Source organism: Nocardioides sp. YJ-D4, assembly GCF_054031495.1.
The window spans coordinates 4,657,696-4,677,261 of sequence record NZ_CM132932.1; the positions used below are offsets into that span (position 1 = coordinate 4,657,696).

Here is a 19,566-nt window from a genome sequence, read left to right on the forward strand (position 1 = left end):
GCTGGAAAGGGATTACCAGCGCGAGGTGTTCGGTGTGAAGTCCGGCTCGAACGAACGCATGTAGACCGTGTCCTCCCGACGACGCACCCCACAGGTGAGGTACTGCTCGTGCAGCACGCCGAGGAGGTCACGATCGAGCTCCACGCCCAGGCCCGGACCCGTCGGCACCGCGATGGAGCCGTCGTCGAAGTCGAGCACCCCGGGGCGTACGACGTCCTGGGTCTTCCACGGGTAGTGGGTGTCGCAGGCGTAGGTCAGGTTGGGCGTCGCGGCGGCCAGGTGGACCATCGCGGCCAGGGAGACGCCGAGGTGGGAGTTGCTGTGCATCGACAGGCCCATCCCGAAGGTGTCGGTGATGCCGCCCAGCAGCGCCGACTGGCGCAGCCCGCCCCACAGATGATGGTCGGAGAGCACGATCTGGACCGCGTCGGCCGCGATCGCGGGCTTGAGGTGCTCGAAGGCGATCACGCACATGTTGGTGGCCAGAGGTACGTCGGTGCGGGCCGAGACCTGCGCCATCCCCTCGATCCCGGGCGTGGGGTCCTCGAGATACTCCACGACGCCGGCCAGCCGCTCGGCGACCTTGACCGACGTCTCCGGCGTCCAGGCGCCGTTGGGGTCCAGCCGCAGCGGCAGCTCGGGGAAGGCCTCGCGCAGCGCCTCGATCGCGGCGCACTCGTCGTCGGGGTGGAAGACCCCACCCTTCAGCTTGAGCGAGCCGAAGCCCCAGCCCTCGACCAGCCGCTTCGCCTGCGCGACGATCTGGTCGGGGTTGAGCGCCTCGCCCCACTCGTCGTCGGGCTGACCGGGGTGGCCGGCCCACTTGTAGAACATGTAGCCGCTGAACGGCACCTTGTCGCGCACCGCGCCGCCGAGCAGGTCGCTCACCGGACGGCCCGCCTCGCGGGCGACCAGGTCGAGACAGGCGACCTCGAAGGGGGAGTAGACGGTGTCGACGGCGGAGGAGACGTCGAGCATGCCGCCGAAGGAGGCACCCGCCCCGCCGGTCTCCTTGCCGAGCACGTCGACGACGAGCCGTCGCAGGCCGTGGGTGTCGTAGGGGTCCCGTCCTGGCAGGACGGCGGCGACGGCGTCGAGCCGGGCGAGATGGGTCTCGTCGGCGTACGTCTCGCCGAGGCCGACCAGGCCGGTGTCGGTGTGCAGCTCGACGATCGCGCGCAGCGCCCACGGCTGGTGGACGCCGACGACGTTGAGCAGCGGCGGGTCGGCGAACGCGACCGGGGTGACGACGACCTTCGAGATGCGGCTCATGCGGTCGGCTTCACGGCGAGGACGGGCACGCCGGCGTCGAGCAGGATGCGCTGGGCGTCGCTGCCCAGCAGCGCCTTGCCGACCGGCGAGCGGCGGCGCAGCCCGATCACGATCAGCCGGGCGCCGGTCGAGGCGACCAGGCCGTCGAAGGTCTCCACGACGTCGGCGCCGTGCGTGGTGTGGTCGACGCGGGCGCTCACCCCGGCCTCGGCGGCGCGAGCGACGAGCTTCGCGGCCGCGACCTCGTCGACGAGGTCGGCGTCCACGGTGGCGCCGCGGCGCGGGCTGTTCACGATGACGACGTCGTCGCCGCGTGCTGCCGCCTCGGCCAGGCCGGCCTCGAGAGCCGCCTCACCTACCGGTGTGGGTACGTAGCCGATCAGGATGGTCATGGTGTGCCTCTCTCAGCGGGTCGGGGTGTCGGCGTCGTCGCGCTCGGCCGGGGCCGCGGTGACGGTGGCGGCCTTGCGCCGGGTCAGGATCGCCTTGGCGGCGGGCCAGAGGGCGACCAGGAGGAAGGCGGCCAGGATGGTGCCCGAGATCGGGCGGGTGAAGAACCCGGTCGGGTCACCGTCGAAGATCAGCAGGGAGCGGCGTACGCCGTCCTCGACGATCGAGCCCAGGACGAAGGCGAGCACCAGCGGGCCGGGCTCGAACCCGACCTTCTTCATCAGGTAGCCGATCAGACCGAAGACGATCATCACGAAGATGTCGAAGGTGGAGTTGTTGATCGTGTAGACGCCCAGGATCGTGATCAGCGCGGTGATCGGGGCCAGGATCGCCGGCCGCACCCGCAGGATGCGGACGAAGATGCCGACCAGCGGGATGCTCAGGACGAGCAGGATCAGGTTGCCGATGTACATCGAGTTGATGACGCCCCAGAACAGGTCGGGGCGCTCCTCGACCAGCTGCGGACCGGGCGAGATGCCGAGGATGAGCAGGGCGCCGAAGAGCATCGCCATCGACGCGTTGGCCGGGATGCCGAGGGTCAGCAGCGGGATGAACGAGGAGGTCGCGGCCGCGTTGTTGGCGGTCTCGGGGGCGGCGACGCCCTCGATGGCACCGCGCCCGAAGCGCTCGGGGTGCTTCGAGATCCGCTTCTCCGTGGCGTACGCGGCCAGCGAGGACATCACGGCGCCGCCACCGGGTAGCACGCCCAGCACGAAGCCGATCACCGAGCCGCGGCCGATCGCGCCGGAGGACTGCTTGAGGTCCTTGCGGGAGGGCCAGATGTTGGCCACGGCGGCGGGTACGTGGGGCTTCCCGTGCCGCTCCTCGAGGTTGTAGAGGATCTCGCCGACGCCGAACAGACCCATCGCGACGACCACGAAATCGATGCCCTCGGTGAGCTGCAGACTGCCGAAGGTGAAGCGCTCGGCGCCGCTGAAGCTGTCGCGGCCGATGGTGGCCAGCAGGAGACCGAACGCGGCCGCGATCATGGCCTTGAGCTTGTTGCCGTTGCCGATGGTGGCGACCAGCAGGACGCCCAGCAGGGCCAGTGCCGCGTACTCCGGGTCACCGAAGTTGAGCGCCCAGCCGGCGATCAGTGGCGCCACCAGGGTCAGGCCGAGGATGGAGACGGTCGCGCCGACGAAGGAGCCGATCGCGGCGATGCCGAGGGCGGTGCCGGCCTTGCCCTGCTTGGCGAGGGCGAAGCCGTCGAAGACGGTGACGACCGATGAGGCCTCACCTGGCAGCCGGAGCAGCACCGAGGTGATCGTGCCGCCGTACTGGGCGCCGTAGTAGATGCCCGCCAGCATGATGATCGCGGAGACGGGGTCGATGCTGTAGGTGATCGGCAGCAGGATGGCGATCGTGGCCGCCGGCCCGAGGCCGGGGAGTACGCCGATCAGCATGCCGATGAGCACGCCGATCAGGCAGTAGAGCAGGTTCTGCGGTTCGGTGACGAGCCCGAAGCCGTCGAGGAATGCGTTGACGTCCACTGGGGGCTCCGCTCAGAACAGGTGGGGCAGCGGGATGCGCAGCCCGTAGAGGAACAGGAAGTAGAACGCGGCGACCGTGGCGACCGAGGTGATGATCGTGCTGCGCCAGGACTCGCCGCCGAGGAACCTCAGCCAGACGACGCACAGCAGCAGCGAGGGGATCTCGAAGCCGATCACGGGCATCAGCAGGGCCAGCACGATGAAGGTGACCAGGCCGACCGCGGGGAGGATGCTGGAGCGGGTGAACTTCTCGCTGTCGGTCAGTCGCCGGCCGACGACGAGCAGCGCCGCGGCCATCAGCGTGATGGCGATGCTGACCACGAACGGCCACAGGCCGGGCCCGGGCTGGCGCAGCGAGCCCAGGCCGTAGCCGTAGGAGAGGACCGCGCCCCCGATGCCGACGACGAGAGCGACGAGCGCACCCACCACCTGGTAGACCGGTCCGCCGGCCGGAGGGCGTTCCTCCTCCAGCTCGTGGGCCACCTCGGCCTGGATCTCGGCCAGGATGTCCTGGTCAGGAGATGGGGTGCGTTCGTCGCTCATCGTCATGCCTTCGTGGGTTCGTACGTGCTGGGTGCTGCGCCGCCGGGAGAGGCTCAGCCCTCGCCGAGGTTGAGACCGTACTGCTCGACCAGGTCGGCGTACCGCTTCTTGTCCTCCTCGAGCTGGGTCACCACCTCGTCGCCGGAGATCTCCATCGGGGTGAGGCTGTTCTGCTTGTTGAAGGCCTGGTACTCCTCGGTCTTGAACGTGGCCTGCATCGCCTCGGCGAGGGTGTCCTTGACGTTGTCCGGGGTGCCCTTGGGGACGGTCATGAAGCGGTACTGCGCGACCTCGACGTCGAGGCCCTGCTCCTGGGCGGTCGGGACGTCGGGCAGGTAGTCGACCCGCTCGGGACCGAAGACGCTCAGCGGGGTCAGCTTGCCCGACTCGATGTTCTCGATCGCCTCACCGACCTGGATGCAGGCGGTGTCGACCTGGCCGCCGAGCACGGCGGTGAGGGCGGGCGCGCCGCCGTCGAACGGCACGGCCTCGGCCTCGACGTTGCTGGTGCCGAACGTCAGGCCGCAGGAGAGCTGTGAGCCGGTGCCGACACCGGTGGTGCCGTAGGTGAGCTTCTTCTTGGCCGCCTTGATGTCGTCGAGCGACTTGAAGCCGCTCTTCGGGCCGGCGACCATGACGTAGTCGTCGCGGGAGACGCCCTGGACGACGTCGAAGTCGTCGATGCTGGTGGCCTCCTCCTCGCTGACCGCGAGCGGCGTGATGGCGAACAGGGAGGCGTTCTGGATCGCGATGGTCTGACCGTCGGGCTCGGCCTTGGCGACCTTGTTGGCGGCGAGCGCACCGTTGGCGCCCTCCAGGTTGATCACCGGGAAGGAGGCGCCGAGCTCGTCGGAGAGGCCCTTGGAGACCGCCCGGCTGATGAGGTCGCTGGAGCCGCCGGCCGAGGCGCCGACGTACATCTCGACGTTGCCGGCGGGGTAGTCCTCGCCGTCACCGCTGCCTCCGGTGGTGTTCGAGACACCGCAGGCCGAGAGAGCCAGGGCCGCGACGCCTGCGGTCGCGGCAAGAAGGTGGGAAGTGGTACGCATCGTTGCTCCTAAATCCTGGTGGCCGGGCTGGTGATGGCACGTGGCATGGCCCGACGTCGTGTGACCACCGACACTAAGAGTCTTAGCGATACCGGTCCAAGCCCGATTCGGCATAGAGTGTTCCACTTGGTGCATCGTGGTCTACTCTGGCCAGATGATCACGCTCGACCAGGTGCGCTCTTTCGTGGCGGTCGCCGAAGAGCTCCACTTCGGCCGCGCGGCCGAACGGCTGCGGATGACGCAGCCGCCGCTGTCGCGACAGATCCAGAAGCTGGAGAAAGCCGTCGGCGCGCAGCTGCTCGAGCGGGACAACCGCCGGGTCGCTCTCACCGGTGCCGGCGCGGCCTTCCTCGACGAGGCCTACCGGATGCTCAACCTGGTCGAGAGCGCCGGTGACCTGGCCCGACGGGTGGACGCGGGCGCCGCCGGCGTGGTCCGGCTCGGCTTCACCGCGGTCTCCGCGATCTCGATCCTGGGACCCCTGCTGCGCCGCCTCACCGTCGAGCTCCCCGATGTCGAGGTGCGGCTCTCCGAGCGGGTCACCCTGGCCCAGGTCGACGGCATCCGCCACGGCGAGCTCGACATCGGCCTGGCCCGCCCGCCCTTCGACACCGAGCTGCTCTCCTCGAGAGTCATCTCCCGTGAGCCGCTGATGGCCGTACTCCCGCAGGGCCACCCCCTGGCCGAGCTCGACCGACCGCTGACGCCCCAGGACTTCGAGGGCCAACCCGTCATCGGCTATCACCCCCAGCAGTCGCGCTACTTCCACGAGCTCTCCGTACGCTTCCTGGCCAACGCCCACCCGCGCATCGAGCAGCGCGTGCATCAGGTACTCACCGCCATGCTCCTGGTCTCCGCCGAGCGTGGCGTCGGCTTCGTCCCGGTCTCGGCCAGCTCGCTGCACGTGGAAGGCGTCGTCTTCCGCCCCATCGAGCACGGCGGCGGCGACACCCGCCTCGACAAGGATCCCGAGCGCCCCGTCGAGCTCCATGCGATCTGGGCGCGGGGGTCTGTCAGTCCGGTCGTACGCCGGGTTCTCGATGCGATCATCGAGATGAATCGCTGAGGGACTGGCCGCCGACCCGTTACGGATGGTGTTCTCGCCGAATCCCGGAGTCAAGGACGGCCTGCGGCCGCCGGCTTCGCCGGTCGCCTTCGGCGATCCTTGACACCGGGCTCCGGCGAGAATTTTGGCTGGTTATCGGGTCGGCGGCGGGGTTTGGCGCGGATTCCATGAGTTGCGTACGGGCTTGGGAATTGGGGCCGGTGCCTCCGGGCAGCGGATGGTCTCCTGGTGCTTTTACAAGACGATGACACCTTGTGAACGCTTCACAAGGTGTCGCCGTGAGAGGGGCCGGGACGCTGCCCCAATAAACCGCTCCCCACCCCACCGGTGCATGGATCGGATCGGGTGGAACCGGCACGGCGATGCCGGCCGGCCCTGCCTCGATCAGCTGGTTCGGCGCCTGGTGAACCGGATTCGTCCATCCGGGAGCCGCTCATAGGCATAGTCGGGGTCGTGGATCCGGCGATGATCACTGGCACACAACAAGACCATGTTCGCCAGATTCGTGAGGCCGCCCTCAGACCAGGGTTTCAGGTGATGGGCCTCGGTCCACGCTGCTGGTGCGTCACAGTCTTCGGCTTGGCAGCACTTGTCCCGTAACCGGAGCGCTCGGTGTTGGGCCGGATACGCCAACCTCGCGGTGCGGCCGAAGTCGAGGATCTCGGAGTCGGTGCCGAGGACGACCGGGACCAGGTCGGCGTTGCAGGCCATCCGGCGGGCCTCGGCGGCGGTGATCTTCGCTCCGTCGAAGCCCAGGGCTGCGGTGCCGAGGTCCTTGCGGAGGTCCTCGAGGCTCATGGTGATGAACACCGTGGTGCCGTGGCCACCGTGGCGGGGCAGCTGGTCGACGTCGTAGGTCTCGATCACGCGTGCGAACGCCTGGCCCAGCAACCGGTCGTAGGGGGCTTTGCGGCCCTTGTCCTCGGCGGAGAGCTTCCGGGGCTGGGCCAGGGAGTCCAACAATGTGCGGAGCCGCAGCGCGACCGCACGCGAGACCCGGGCCTGGATGTCGACAGTGCCGTCGCCGTTGTCACGAGACTGGAAGAAGGTACGCCGCTGGGCGTGCTCCTCCTCCCGCTGCAAAGCCTTCGCTTCGGCGGCCTCGAATCGTTCCGGGTCGATCTCGGCGAGGATCCGGCGTCCGACGATCTTCAACTCGTTCGCCGTCAACCGGGTCGCGTGGTCGACCAGCAGCTTCTCGGCCAGGATCAGGTCCTCGGCACTGGCGGCGGGGTCGGCCTCGATCTGGTCGAGGGCGCGGGTGATCACCCTTGCCTTGTCCTGAGACACCACGCCCTCAGTGAGACCAGCGGCGACGAGGTCGTACTTCGCGACGCTGGCCGCGAGTTTGATCTGCGACCGTGCCACGCCCTTGTCGACTAGGAGCTCGGTCCGCATCCACCCGGAGGCGTCCTTGGCGCCGGTCTCTTCGGCGATGTCACCGGCCGTGGCGAGCACCCGCAGCTTCAGTGCGGCTTGTTGGGCTTGGAGTTTCTCCAGCCGCTCCAGCAGGTCTTTCTTCTGCCCAGTGCGCCAGTAGGCCGGGTCGGTGGCCAGCAGTTCTTGGAGGGCGGTCTCGATGGCGGCCAGGGCAGCGTCGATCGCGTCGCCGGGGTTGGTGCCCCAGTGGTCGATGTCGCGGCCGAGACTCATCGCTGTCCTCTCCTCGGAGGTGTGCTGTGATGGGTCTGATTCTACGCTTCACGCGCCGTTCTGACTATCTATTTTCCCAGGTCAACTACTGTTTTTGCGGTGAGCGAACGGCATCGTTTCTGTGGATGGTAAGTGGCCCGAAGGGCCACCCTCACACCCCATCAACCTCACCCGTCCCAGGCAATATTCCGCTGCGCCGCCCCTCCAGCCCCGAAGAACCCGCCCGCAACAAGCAGACCCCGCAATGCCCCCAAAGCATCACGAGATTCAAATTCGGGCTTGGACAAGCATCATCGAACGTTCATAACGTGATGGTCACCACCTTCCCCACAGCACACCCAACACCTGAAGGACGTGACTCGTGACCGAGTACAGCCCGACCGACCTGGCCGCCCAGCTCAAGAGCGGGCTTCTCTCGTTCCCGGTCACCCACTTCAACGAGGACCTCCAGGTCGACGAAGAGGGCTACCGCAAGCACCTGAGCTGGCTGGCGGAGTACCCGGTGGCCGGGCTCTTCGCGGCCGGCGGCACGGGTGAGGGCTTCTCGCTGAACGCGGAGGAGACCGACCAGGTCGTACGTGCCGCGGTCGACGAGGTCGCTGGGGCCGTGCCGGTGCTGGCGCCGGCGACGGGCAGCACGGCCAACGCGGTCGCGCAGGCGAAGGCGGCGGAGGCCGCGGGCGCCGACGGGATCCTGCTGATGCCGCCGTACCTCACCGAGGCCGGGCAGGCAGGGCTCGTCGAGCATGCCAGCCGCGTGTGCGAGGCGACCGGGCTCGGCGTGATCGTCTACAGCCGCGCCAACGCGGTGCTGCGGGACGAGGCCGTCGACCAGCTCGCCGAGCGCAACCCGACCCTGATCGGCTTCAAGGACGGCGTCGGCAACATCGAGCAGATGACTCGTACCTACGCCCGGGTCGGCGACCGGCTCATCTACATCGGTGGCCTGCCGACGGCGGAGACGTTCGCGCTGCCGCTGCTCCAGCTCGGCGTGAGCACGTACTCCTCGGCGCTGTTCAACTTCGCGCCGAAGTGGGCGGTGGAGTTCTACGACGCCGTGCGTGCCCAGGATCGTGACGAGGTCTACCGTCGTCTCAACGAGTTCGTGATCCCCTACCTCGACATCCGCGACCGCACGGCCGGCTACGCCGTCTCGATCGTCAAGGGTGGCCTGACCGCGATCGGCCGGCCCGCCGGCCCGGTCCGCCCGCCACTGACCGACCTGCGCGAGGACGAGATCGACGAGCTGCGCGAACTGATCGCCCGGATCGCCTGACGCCGATCCGCCCCTGAGAGACCGACCCGATAGGAAGGGAACATGAGCTACCGCTCGATCATCGCCGGAGCAGACTCCGAGCAGCCCGACGTCACCGCCGCCACCAGCGCCGCGGCCGAGGCCTTCGCCGGCTACCGCGCCACATCCCCTGAGGCCCGGGCGGACTTCCTCGAAGCCGTCGCCGCCGAGATCGAGGCGGCCCGCGCCGAGATCGTCGAGGCCGCCGTCGCCGAGTCGCACCTGCCCGAGGGCCGGATCAGCGGCGAGGTCGGCCGCACCACCGGCCAGCTGAAGATGTTCGCCGGCGTCGTGCGGCGCGGTGACCACCTGGGCGTACGCATCGACCCGGCCATCCCTGACCGGACCCCGCTCCCGCGGGCCGACATCCGTCAGCGCCAGATCGCCCTGGGCCCGGTGGCGGTCTTCGGCGCCAGCAACTTCCCGCTCGCCTTCTCCACCGCCGGCGGCGACACCGCCTCGGCGCTGGCCGCGGGCTGCCCCGTGGTGGTCAAGGGCCACCCTGCCCACCCCCTCACGGGCTACCTGGTCGCGCAGGCCATCACCCGTGCGGTCGAGAAGGCCGGGCTGCACGCCGGCACCTTCTCCTTCCTCCTCGACACCGACTTCAAGGGCGGCATCGAGCTCGGCCAGGCCCTGGTCGTCGACCCGAGGATCAAGGCCGTCGGCTTCACCGGCTCCCGCGGCGGCGGGCTGGCGATCGTCGCGGCCGCGGCGGCCCGCCCCGAGCCGATCCCGGTCTACGCCGAGATGTCGTCGATCAACCCCGTCGTCGTCCTCCCAGGAGCGCTCGATGGTGACGTCGACGCGCTCGCCACGGCGTACGTCGGCTCGCTGACCCTCGGCTCCGGCCAGTTCTGCACCAACCCCGGCCTGCTCTTCCTCCCGAAGAGCGAGGCGGGCGACGCCTTCCTGGCCGCCGCCGGCCGGGCCACGGCCGAAGCCGTCGGCGCGACCATGCTGACCTCCGGCATCGCCGCCGCCTACGAGAAGGGCACGGCCGCCCTCCGCGCCACCGACGGCGTCACCGTCGTCGGCGAGGGCACCGCCGGGGACACCGACGCCCCCGCGCCCCAGCTCGTCGAGGCCGCCGGTCTCGCAGGCGTGACCGACGAGGTCTTCGGCGCCTCCGGCGTCGTGGTCCGCTACGAGACCGTCGAGGAGCTGCTGCCCAGCCTGGACTCCCTCGAGGGCCAGCTCACCGCGACCGTCCACGCCACCGACGCCGACAACGAGGCCGCGGCCCAGGTCGTCGAGGCCCTCGAGCTCAAGGCCGGACGGATCCTCTTCAACGGCTGGCCGACGGGCGTCGAGGTCGGCCACGCGATGGTTCACGGCGGCCCGTTCCCGGCCACCTCCGACTCCCGCACCACCTCGGTCGGCAGCCTCGCGATCGAGCGCTACCAGCGCCCCGTCGCCTACCAGGACGTACCTGCCGCGATCCTCCCGGAGGCCGTACGCGACGACAACCCGTGGCACCTCGCCCGCCGGATCGACGGCGAGCTGCAGCTGCCATGACCACCACGACCATCGCCAAGATCGAGGTCGTCCCCGTCGCGGGCCACGACTCGATGCTGCTCAACCTCAGCGGCGCGCACGCGCCGTTCTTCACCCGCAACATCGCGATCCTCACCGACTCCGAGGGTCGCGAGGGTGTCGGCGAGGTGCCGGGCGGCGAGCCGATCCGGCGCACCATCGAAGAGGCCGCCGAGCTGCTCGTCGGCCAGCCCGTCACCCGCTACCGCAGCCTGCTGCGGCAGGTCGCGGAGCGGTTCGCCGACCGCGACGCCGGCGGCCGCGGAGCGCAGACCTTCGACCTGCGTACGACCGTCCACGCCGTCACCGCGCTGGAGTCCGCGCTCCTCGATCTCGCAGGTCAGGCCCAGGGTGTGCCGGTCGCCGAGCTGCTCGGCGACGGGCAGCAGCGCGACTCGGTGCCGATGCTCGGCTACCTCTTCTACGTCGGCGACCCCGACAAGACCGACCTGCCGTATCTCCGCGAGAAGGACGGCACCGACGACTGGGAGCGCGTGCGGCGGGAGGTCGCGCTGACCCCCGAGGCGGTCGTACGTCTCGCCGAGGCCGCCCAGGCCCGCTACGGCTTCGCCGACTTCAAGCTCAAGGGCGGTGTCCTCGCCGGTGAGGAGGAGGTCGCCGCGGTGACCGCGCTCCACGAGCGCTTCCCCGACGCCCGGATCACCCTCGATCCCAACGGCGGCTGGCTGCTCGCCGACGCCGTCCGGCTGCTCACGGGCAAGGACGACGTGCTCGCGTACGCCGAGGACCCCTGCGGCGCCGAGGGCGGCTACTCGGGCCGCGAGATCATGGCCGAGTTCAAGCGCGCCACCGGGCTGCGTACCGCGACCAACATGATCGCCACCGACTGGCGCCAGATGTCCCACGCGATCCGCACCAACGCCGTCGACATCCCGCTCGCCGACCCGCACTTCTGGACCATGTCCGGCTCCGTCCGCGTCGCCCAGATGTGCCACGACTTCGGGCTGACCTGGGGCTCCCACTCCAACAACCACTTCGACGTCTCGCTGGCCATGTTCACCCACGTCGGCGCCGCTGCACCGGGGGAGATCACCGCGCTGGACACCCACTGGATCTGGCAGGACGGCCAGGGTCTGACCGAGTCGCCGCTGGAGATCCGGGACGGTGCTGTCGCGGTACCGACTGCACCGGGTCTCGGGATCCGGCTCGACCGCGACCGGGTCGCGGCCGCGCACGAGCTCTACCTCGAGCACGGGCTCGGCGTACGCGACGACGGCGTTGCCATGCAGTACCTGGTGCCGGGGTGGACCTTCGACCCCAAGCGCCCGTGCCTGGTCCGTTGACAGCCCGGTGAGCGCCGAGCTCGCCTGGCTCCTGCTCGCCGGCATCGGTGCGGGACTGACCGGCTCGGTGGCCGGTCTGGCCTCGCTGGTCAGCTACCCTTCCCTGCTGGCCGCGGGGCTGCCGCCGGTCGTCGCCAACGTCACCAACACGGTGGCCATGTTCGGCGTCACCGGCGGCACCGTCGCGGGTTCGCGGCGCGAGCTGCGCGGCCAGGGCAGAAGGATCGCCTGGCTGGCCCTGGCCTCCTTCCTCGGCGGCGCGGTCGGCGCGGCCCTGCTGCTCACCACGCCTGCCGAGGCGTTCGAGACCGTGGTGCCCTGGCTCGTCGGTGGGGGAGCGGTGCTCCTGCTGCTCCGCGACCGGATCCGGTCCTGTGCGGCCGCCCGTGCCGCCGCGCGGCCGCCGCGGCAGGACCCGTCGTCAGGCGTCGAGGGGCGACGTACGCTCGCCCGCGGCTTCGGCTGGGGTGTCATCGTGTTCGTGCTCGGCATCTACGGCGGCTACTTCGGCGCCGGGGTCGGGATCATCGCGCTGGCCGTCCTGGTGCTCGAGCGCACCGAGGCCCTGGCGATCACGAACGCGGTCAAGAACGTCGCCACCGGCGTAGCCAACGGCACCGCCGCGATCGCGTACGTCTTCTTCGCTCCCGTGGACTGGCCCGCCGCGATCGCCCTCGGAGCGGGTGCCGTGATCGGCGGATTCCTGGGGCCGGCGATCGTCCGGGTCGCCCCCGAGCGCCCGCTGCGCTGGCTGGTCGGTCTGGCCGGTCTCGGGCTCGCGCTGCACCTGGCGACAAGCTGAGACCCGGCTCGGCCCGATAGGCTCCGGCCGCGGTCACGGTCACAGGAGGACATCGCGAGCATGGGTTCGAGCAACATCTCGGTGCGCGCCCGGGTGCGTGCGCTGGTCGAAGACGACCTCTTCCAGAAGACGATCATCGGGGTGATCATCCTCAACGCGGTGGTCCTCGGCGTGGAGACGATGGTCCCCGAACACCTCGCCCACGAGCTGGCGTTCCTCGACAGCGTGCTCCTCGGAGTCTTTGTCGTCGAGCTGGTGCTGCGGCTGGTGGCGTACGGCCCGAAGTTCTTCCGCGACCCGTGGAACATCTTCGACACCGTGATCGTCGCGATCGCGCTGGTGCCGGCGACCGGGCCGATGTCGGTGCTGCGGGCACTGCGGATCCTGCGCGTGCTGCGCCTGGTCAACTCGGTCCCGTCCATGCGTCGCGTCGTCGACGGCCTGATCGCAGCGATGCCCGGGATGGGCTCGGTCGCGGCCCTGCTGGTGCTGATGATGTACGTCGCGGTGGTCATCTCGACCAACCTCTACGGCGAGATCGCGCCGGAGTACTTCGGCGACCTCGGCACCAGTGCGTTCACGCTGTTCCAGACCATGACCGGGGAGGCCTGGCCCGACATCGCCCGCGAGGTGATGGCCGAGGACCCCTCTGCCTGGATCTTCTTCGTCGTCTTCATCCTGGTGATGACCTTCGCCGTCCTCAACCTCTTCCTCGCCGTGGTCGTCTCCGGCATGGAGAGCGTCGAGACCCTCGCCGAGCACGAGGAGGAGTCCGACGCCGAGATGATGGCCATCCTCACCTCGTTGCGGGAGGACCTCACCGCCGTACGCGAGGAGCTGGCCGCCACCCGGGCCGAGCTGAAGTCGGACTCAGCTGCCCGCTGAGGCGATCTCCTGCACCACCATGTTGCGGGGACCGTCGGCGGTGCCCTTGACCACCCGCAGGAAGTACGGCTGGTCGGGGTTGTGGTTGGGGTCGAAGGTCCAGTTCCCGCGCGGGCTGACGATGGTGCCGACCGAGCCGAGGGAGTCGGCGATCTCGTTGCGGTTGACGTCGTCGGAGAGGTCGAGCGCCTTGTCGAGCGCGGCCGCGGCGTCGTAGGCCTGCACCGAGTAGACCGTCGGGGTGGCGTCGTACGCCTCGCGGTAGTCCTTCACGAAGGCGTCGTTCATCAGCGAGTCCATCGTGTCGCTGTAGTGCAGTGCGGTCCGTACGCCTGATGCGGCGCTGCCCAGAGCGGACAGCACGTCGCCCTCGGTGAGGTAGCCCGGGCCGTAGAGCCGGGTGCTCTTGGCCAGCCCGGACTCGCGGTACTGCTGCACGAACGCCTCCGCCTCCTTGCCGGCATAGGCGGCGAAGATCGCGTCCGCGCCCGAGTCCTTCGCCTTGTCGAAGAGCCCCGACCACTCCTCGGTCACGCCCGCCGGCGTGTAGCTCTGACCGGCCACGCTGCTGCCGGACGCCTCCAGGGCGATCATGAAGCTGTCGGAGAACTCGTGGCCGGCCGCGTCGTCGGACCCGATGACGTACGCCGTGCCCCCGTCGGTCTCCTTCGCGACCGCCGTCCCGAGCGCACCGCCCAGGTCCGAGTTGGTCGAGGACGTACGCCACAGGTAGTCGGAGCCATCGGCGAACTCGTCGGCGCCGGCGCCGGTCACGATCAGCGGCGTCTCGCTGTTGTTCGCGACATCCTTGGCCGCGAGCGCCGCCTCCGAGCTCGCCAGGCCGACGACCGCCTGGACCTCGTCGTCCTGGATCAGCCTGGTCACCGCGGCGACGCCGGTCTCGGCGCGGTCGCCCTCGTCGGCCTCGATCACGTCGACCAGCCGGCCGCCGAGCTCCCCGCCGTGCTGGTCGAGGTAGAGGTCGAAGCCCCGGCTCATGTCGGTGCCGATCGACTTGTGGACGCCCGAGGTCGGTACGACCAGACCGATCGAGACCTTCGACTCCGAGGTCGTGGCGCAGGCCGTCAGGCCGAGCGCGAGCGCCGGGATGGGCGCCAGAACGAACAACTGCCGGTGAGCCGAGCCTGTCACGGGAGACTCCATCTATGGGGGTGGCCTCGGAAGATTTCGAGTAGCCGAACATTGGCACAAACCCCTGCCGGGCGGCGAGCAATTCGGCGCCGTGTCCCCAAGTCGGTAGTCTCGCCCTGCCAGTCGTACTCCATGCCTGATGGGGTCAGGGAACCCGGTGAAAGTCCGGGACTGACGCGCAGCGGTGAGGATGACGGGCGGGGCGCGCCCTCCTTCCGGGGAGAGCAGCCACTGGAGCCTGGCTCCGGGAAGGCGCTCCGTTCCGATCGATTCCGAGTCCGAAGACCTGCTGGCTCTGGCGGCGCCCGCCGCCAGGTCACCACGTGCCCCGCGCAAGGGCACATGACGCAGAGCAGGTGTCCTGATGTCGCGAGTCCGAACCGACCGGTGCCCCGGAGTCGGTCGTCCGTGGGCGGCCGAGGACGGCCTGCTGGTGCGGCTGCGCCTGATCGGCGGGTCCGTCTCGTCCGCCGCGCTGCTCTCGCTGATCTCCGTCGCGGAGACCTACGGCGACGGGCGGATCTACCTCACCGGTCGCGCCAACCTCCAGGTGCGCGGCCTGCCGAGCGTCGACGGCGGGCTGCCGGGCGAGGTGCTCACCGCGCTGAAGGCGACCGGACTGGTGCCTGCGCAGACCCACGAGCTCGTACGCAACGTGATGGTCTCCCCGCAGACCGGGCTCGCCGGGGGCCGGGCCGACCTGCGCGGTGTCGCGGCGTCCCTGGACCGGCTGCTGTGCGCCTCGCCGCGGCTGGCCGCGCTGCCGGGCCGGTTCCTCTTCGTGCTCGACGACGGCCGCGGCGACCTGGTCTCGCGGGAGTGCGACCTGGGCGTGGTGGCGCTGTCTGCCACGGAGGGACAGTTGCGCGTCGGCGGCTCCTGGGGGCCGGTCGTGCCGCTCGCCGAGGCCGCTTCCCGGCTGGTCGCGCTCGCCTCACGTTTCCTGGACGTACGCGGCGAGGGGCCGTCGGCGCCCTGGCACGTCTCCGAGCTGGACGCACCGATGGTCGAGCCGGTCGTGGCCGACGATCGGGTCCCGGTCGCGGCCGAGGAGCTCGGCTACGGGCCGGTGCCCGGTGGCGAGCACGTCGCCGCCCCGGACGGCGCCCTGGACCGGGCCGCGGTCTCGGCGCTGGCGGAGCGGGTGCCGGCGGTCGTGGTGACACCGTGGCGTGGCGTACTCGTGCCTTCGCCGCAGGTGCGGCCGCCCCGGCGCTACGACTACATCGACCAGGGGCCGGCAATCTACGTCGACTCCTTCGCGACCATCCGGCGCGAGGCCGACCTCTCTGCCGTGCCGGCCGACGCCGAGCGGCTCGCGGTGCGGATGATCCACGGCAGCGGGCAGGTCGACCTCGCCTCCGACCTGGTCATCCACCCCGGACTGGTGAAGGCCGCGCGGGGTGCGCTGGAGGCAGGAGCGCCGATCCTGTGCGACGCGACGATGGTCGCCACCGGGGTCACCCGCAGCCGGCTTCCGCGCGACAACGAGGTGCTCTGCATGCTCGGTGACGACCGGGTCCCGGCGCTTGCGCGCGAGTGGGGAACGACCCGCACCGCCGCGGCGCTGTCCCTGTGGGAGCCCTACCTCGAGGGCGCGGTGGTCGCCATCGGCAACGCCCCGACGGCGCTCTTCCACCTGCTCGAGATGATCCTCGACGGCGGTCCGCGGCCGGCCGCGATCGTCGGCTGCCCGGTCGGCTTCATCGGCGCGGCCGAGTCCAAGGAGGCGCTCGCCTCGTTCGCCGCCGACCACGGGATCGACATCCCCTACGTCACCGTCCGAGGCCGCCGCGGCGGCTCCGCGATGACCTCCTCCGCCCTCAACGCACTCGCCCAGGAGCAGGAATGAGCACCGATGTACGCGGGCGGTTCACCGTCGTCGGGATCGGACCGGGCGATCCCGAGCTGATCACCCTCAAGGCCGCCCGGCTGATCGGCACGGCCCCCGTGATCGCCTACCACGCCGGGGTGCGCAAGCAGTCGCACGCTCGCCGGATCGCGTCGTCCCTGATCCCCGCCGACGCGGTGGAGGAGGAGCTGCGCTACCCGGTCACCACCGGGACCACCTCGCACCCGGGCGGCTATGTCGGTGCCATGGCCGAGTTCTACGAGTCCTGCGCGGTCCGGCTCTCCGCCCATCTCGACGCCGGCCGCGACGTGGTCCTGCTCGCCGAGGGCGACCCGCTCTTCTACGGCTCCTCGATGTACCTCCACGACCGGTTCAAGGAGGTCTACGAGACCTCCGTCGTGCCGGGCGTCCCCGCCTTCGCGGCCGCCACCGCCGCGGTCTCGACCCCGCTGGTGCGCCAGACCGACGTGCTCACGGTCCTCCCGGGGACCTTGCCCGAGCCCGAGCTCGCCCGTCGGCTCGCCGACACCGAGGCGGCGATCATCATGAAGCTCGGCCGGACCTTCCCTGCGGTCCGTTCCGCGCTCGCTGCCGCTGGGCGGCTCGACGGTGCCTGGTACGTCGAGCGTGCCTCGCAGCCCGAGGAGCGCTGGCTGCCGGTGGCCGATGTCGACCCGTCCTCCGTGCCGTACTTCTCGCTCATCGTGGTGCCCGGGGACACGGCTCCCCGACCCGCCGCGGCGCGGCTGCGGCAAGAGCTCCCCGCGGTCGAGTCCGTCGAGGTGACGCGCGGGGGCGTCTCGACGGGCTCGGCCTCCGGGGACACAGGGGAGGTCCTGGTCGTCGGACTCGGGCCGGGGCCGGACGGGTGGCTGACGCCGGAGGTGAGCTCGGCGCTGGCCGAGGTCGGCCATGTCGTCGGCTATGCGCCGTACGTCAACCGGGTGCCGCAACGCGAAGGGCTGCGGCGGCACGCGTCGGGCAACACCGTCGAGGTCGACCGGGCCCGTCACGCGCTGGACCTGGCACTCGCCGGGGAGCGGGTCGCCGTCGTGTCCGGCGGCGACGCGGGTGTCTTCGGGATGGCGTCAGCCGTCTTCGAGGCGGCCGAGGATCCGGCCTACGCCGGCGTACGCGTCCGGGTGCTGCCCGGGGTCAGCGCCGTCCAGGCGGTGGCCGCGCGGGCGGGCGCCCCGGTCGGGGCCGACTTCGCGGTGATGTCCCTCTCCGACCGGCTCAAGCCGTGGTCCGTCGTGGAGGACCGTCTGCGCGCGGTCGCGGCCGCCGACCTCGTGCTGGCCATCTACAACCCGGCCTCGCGCTCGCGCACCGAGCAGATCGGCCGGGCTCGCGACGTACTCCTGGAGCAGCGCAAGCCGGACACCGTGGTCGTCGTCGGACGCGACGTCGGGCGGGCCGAGGAGTCGCTCACGGTGACCACCCTCGGTGACCTCGACCCATCGACCATCGACATGAAGTGCCTGGTCATCGTGGGGGCGAGCTCGACCCGGGCGACTGCCGCTGGGCAGGTCTGGACGCCGAGGTACGTGCAGTGAACGCCCCTCGGGCCGTCCACTTCGTCGGCGCCGGCCCCGGCGCGGCAGACCTGCTGACCGTACGCGCGACGAGGCTGCTCGAGGCCGCCGACGTGGTGCTCTACCCCGGCACCTACCTGGACCCCGACGTGCTGGCGCACTGCAGCCCCGCGGCCGAGCTGGTCGACACCCAGAAGCTCGACCTGGACCAGATCGTCGGCGAGATCGTCGCCGCGCACCGGGACGGCAAGCAGGTCGTACGCCTCGTCTCCGGCGACCCGTCCGTCTACTCGGCGGTCGCCGAGCAGACCCGGCGGCTCGATGCCGCCCAGGTGCCCTGGGACGTCACACCGGGCGTGCCCGCCTACGCCGCGGCGGCCGCGCTGGTGGGCCGGGAGCTGACCGTGCCGCTGGTGGCGCAGTCGGTCGTCCTCACCCGGATGCAGGCCCGGTCGACGGCCATGCCTGAGGGGGAGTCTCTCGTCGCGTACGCCGCGACCGGCGCCACGCTCGTGCTCCACCTGGCGATCCGTCGCACCCGTGAGCTGATGGCCGAGCTGCTGCCCTACTACGGCCCGGAGTGCCCGGTGGTGGTCGTCTACCGCGCCAGCCAGCCCGAGGAGCTGGTGCTGCGTGGGACGGTGTCGACCATCTCCGACGCGGTCGAGGACGCCGGTCTGACGCAGGCTGCCGTCATCCTCGCCGGGCCCGCGCTGGCCCGCGACGGAGGCGAGTCGTTCCTCTACGACGCGGCTCGCCCGCGGGTCTCGACAAGCTCGACCACCAGGCCGATAGGTGCCTGATGGAGCTCTACGACGCGATCAACCGCCGTCGGGACACGCGTGCGGAGTTCACCGGTGAGCCGGTCGACCCTGCCGTGCTCGAGCGGGTCCTGTCGGCAGCCCACGCCGCGCCGAGCGTCGGGATGACGCAGCCGTGGGACTTCGTGCTGGTGCGCTCGCCGGAGACGCTGGCGGCCTTCCGCGAGCACGTCGCCACCGAGCGGGACGTGTTCGCGTCCTCGCTCTCCGGGGAGCGGGCCGAGACCTTCTCCCGGATCAAGATCGAGGGCATCTGCGAGTCCGGGCTCGGGGTCGTCGTCGGCTACGACCCGACTCGCGGTGGGTCGCAGGTCCTCGGGCGGCATGCCATCGCCGACGCGGGGCTCTACTCGACCGTCCTCGCGATCCAGAACCTCTGGCTCGCTGCCACTGCCGAGGGCCTCGGTGTCGGGTGGGTCAGCTTCTATCGCGAGGAGTTCCTGCGGTCGCTGGTCGGGCTTCCGTCGCACGTGCGTCCGGTGGCTTGGCTCTGCGTCGGACACGTCGAAGGTCTCCCGGGAGTTCCCGACCTCGAGCGGTTTGGGTGGAGGCATCGGTCGGAGCTGTCGTCCGTGGTTCATGAGGAGAGGTATCTCTCGGGGCGCTGAGGTTTTTCGTGGTTGGTGTTTGCCGCCGACCCTTGTTTGGAGGGTGTTCTCGGTGCCGTCCGGAGTAAAGGACGGCCTTCGGCCGCCGGCTTCGCCGGTCGCCTTCGGCGATCCTTGACACCGGCCGTCGCCGAGAATTTTGGCTGGCTATCGGGTCGGCGGCAGGGGTGTGGCGCGGAGTTTTGAGTTGGGCACGGGCTTGGGAATCCTGGTTTGACCTGCCCCCGTAGTCGGGGTGGGTTGGTGGGTGG

Annotated in this window: 17 protein-coding genes, 1 pseudogene and 1 riboswitch; of the genes and pseudogenes, 11 read left to right on the top strand and 7 right to left on the bottom strand. The window is 70.5% G+C overall.

The features are described from left to right. Window positions 1-12: 12 nt before the first annotated feature. The 5 genes from ACW14X_RS22330 to ACW14X_RS22350 are packed head-to-tail and all read right to left on the bottom strand — an operon-like array spanning window position 13 to window position 4,807. Window positions 13-1,272 (bottom strand): glucarate dehydratase family protein, encoded by a 1,260-nt coding sequence (locus ACW14X_RS22330; RefSeq protein WP_160028028.1) that lies wholly within the window; start codon window positions 1,270-1,272, stop codon window positions 13-15. Further along, window positions 1,269-1,664, bottom strand: a complete 396-nt coding sequence (locus ACW14X_RS22335) for a universal stress protein (protein WP_457163352.1) — start codon at window positions 1,662-1,664, stop codon at window positions 1,269-1,271. Before ACW14X_RS22335 ends, ACW14X_RS22330 begins: the two co-directional genes overlap by 4 nt. Before the next feature lie 12 nt (window positions 1,665-1,676). Next, on the bottom strand, window positions 1,677-3,215 hold the full coding sequence (locus ACW14X_RS22340) for a tripartite tricarboxylate transporter permease (protein ID WP_160028032.1): 1,539 nt from the start codon (window positions 3,213-3,215) through the stop codon (window positions 1,677-1,679). Between the two features lie 12 nt (window positions 3,216-3,227). Then, window positions 3,228-3,758, bottom strand: coding sequence for a tripartite tricarboxylate transporter TctB family protein (locus ACW14X_RS22345; RefSeq protein WP_350712996.1), 531 nt, complete (start codon window positions 3,756-3,758; stop codon window positions 3,228-3,230). A gap of 53 nt (window positions 3,759-3,811) precedes the next feature. Continuing rightward, a complete protein-coding gene (locus tag ACW14X_RS22350) occupies window positions 3,812-4,807 on the bottom strand; it encodes a Bug family tripartite tricarboxylate transporter substrate binding protein (protein WP_457163353.1) in 996 nt (331 codons plus the stop codon). Between the two features lie 154 nt (window positions 4,808-4,961). On the opposite strand from ACW14X_RS22350, the gene ACW14X_RS22355 reads away from it, so the two are divergent. After that, window positions 4,962-5,873: a LysR substrate-binding domain-containing protein gene (locus ACW14X_RS22355; protein ID WP_160028038.1), complete on the top strand. Its 912-nt coding sequence runs from the start codon at window positions 4,962-4,964 to the stop codon at window positions 5,871-5,873. A 384-nt stretch (window positions 5,874-6,257) separates the two neighbouring features. Here ACW14X_RS22355 and ACW14X_RS22360 read toward each other — a convergent pair whose 3' ends face one another. Continuing rightward, on the bottom strand, window positions 6,258-7,526 hold the full coding sequence (locus ACW14X_RS22360; RefSeq protein ID WP_457163354.1) for a DUF222 domain-containing protein: 1,269 nt from the start codon (window positions 7,524-7,526) through the stop codon (window positions 6,258-6,260). 361 nt (window positions 7,527-7,887) lie between these two features. Here ACW14X_RS22360 and kdgD point away from each other — a divergent pair, with 361 nt between their 5' ends. From kdgD to ACW14X_RS22385, 5 genes are read left to right on the top strand one after another with little or no spacing between them, the layout of a single operon-like run. Then, window positions 7,888-8,802, top strand: coding sequence for a 5-dehydro-4-deoxyglucarate dehydratase (gene kdgD, locus ACW14X_RS22365; RefSeq protein ID WP_160028042.1), 915 nt, complete (start codon window positions 7,888-7,890; stop codon window positions 8,800-8,802). A gap of 42 nt (window positions 8,803-8,844) precedes the next feature. Further along, on the top strand, window positions 8,845-10,338 hold the full coding sequence (locus ACW14X_RS22370; protein ID WP_457163355.1) for an aldehyde dehydrogenase (NADP(+)): 1,494 nt from the start codon (window positions 8,845-8,847) through the stop codon (window positions 10,336-10,338). Then, on the top strand, window positions 10,335-11,660 hold the full coding sequence (locus ACW14X_RS22375) for an enolase C-terminal domain-like protein (RefSeq protein ID WP_457163356.1): 1,326 nt from the start codon (window positions 10,335-10,337) through the stop codon (window positions 11,658-11,660). Before ACW14X_RS22370 ends, ACW14X_RS22375 begins: the two co-directional genes overlap by 4 nt. 7 nt (window positions 11,661-11,667) lie before the next feature. Further along, entirely contained in the window at window positions 11,668-12,462 is a 795-nt protein-coding gene (locus tag ACW14X_RS22380; RefSeq protein WP_350838095.1) for a sulfite exporter TauE/SafE family protein, read from the top strand. A gap of 60 nt (window positions 12,463-12,522) precedes the next feature. Further along, window positions 12,523-13,347: an ion transporter gene (locus ACW14X_RS22385; RefSeq protein ID WP_160028050.1), complete on the top strand. Its 825-nt coding sequence runs from the start codon at window positions 12,523-12,525 to the stop codon at window positions 13,345-13,347. Here ACW14X_RS22385 and ACW14X_RS22390 read toward each other — a convergent pair. Further along, complete coding sequence (locus ACW14X_RS22390; protein ID WP_457163357.1) at window positions 13,333-14,499, bottom strand: ABC transporter substrate-binding protein; 1,167 nt, start codon at window positions 14,497-14,499, stop codon at window positions 13,333-13,335. The genes ACW14X_RS22385 and ACW14X_RS22390 overlap by 15 nt on opposite strands. Window positions 14,500-14,603: 104 nt before the next feature. After that, window positions 14,604-14,807, top strand: a riboswitch (cobalamin riboswitch). Window positions 14,808-14,863: 56 nt separating this feature from the next. On the opposite strand from ACW14X_RS22390, the pseudogene ACW14X_RS22395 reads away from it, so the two are divergent. The 5 genes and pseudogenes from ACW14X_RS22395 to bluB form a co-directional block, all read left to right on the top strand. Next, a pseudogene (locus tag ACW14X_RS22395) lies at window positions 14,864-15,052 on the top strand (nitrite reductase); the annotation flags it as partial. Window positions 15,053-15,742: 690 nt separating this feature from the next. After that, window positions 15,743-16,351 (top strand): precorrin-8X methylmutase, encoded by a 609-nt coding sequence (locus ACW14X_RS22400; protein ID WP_457166080.1) that lies wholly within the window; start codon window positions 15,743-15,745, stop codon window positions 16,349-16,351. Then, a complete protein-coding gene (cobJ, locus tag ACW14X_RS22405) occupies window positions 16,348-17,907 on the top strand; it encodes a precorrin-3B C(17)-methyltransferase (protein WP_457163358.1) in 1,560 nt (519 codons plus the stop codon). The genes ACW14X_RS22400 and cobJ overlap by 4 nt, the downstream gene beginning before the upstream one ends. Continuing rightward, window positions 17,904-18,689: a precorrin-4 C(11)-methyltransferase gene (cobM, locus tag ACW14X_RS22410; RefSeq protein ID WP_457163359.1), complete on the top strand. Its 786-nt coding sequence runs from the start codon at window positions 17,904-17,906 to the stop codon at window positions 18,687-18,689. Before cobJ ends, cobM begins: the two co-directional genes overlap by 4 nt. Continuing rightward, the gene (gene bluB, locus ACW14X_RS22415) at window positions 18,689-19,315 is read left to right on the top strand and encodes a 5,6-dimethylbenzimidazole synthase (protein WP_350712985.1); all 627 of its coding nucleotides are present in this window, start codon (window positions 18,689-18,691) and stop codon (window positions 19,313-19,315) included. The genes cobM and bluB overlap by 1 nt, the downstream gene beginning before the upstream one ends. The last annotated feature ends 251 nt before the right edge of the window (window positions 19,316-19,566 follow it).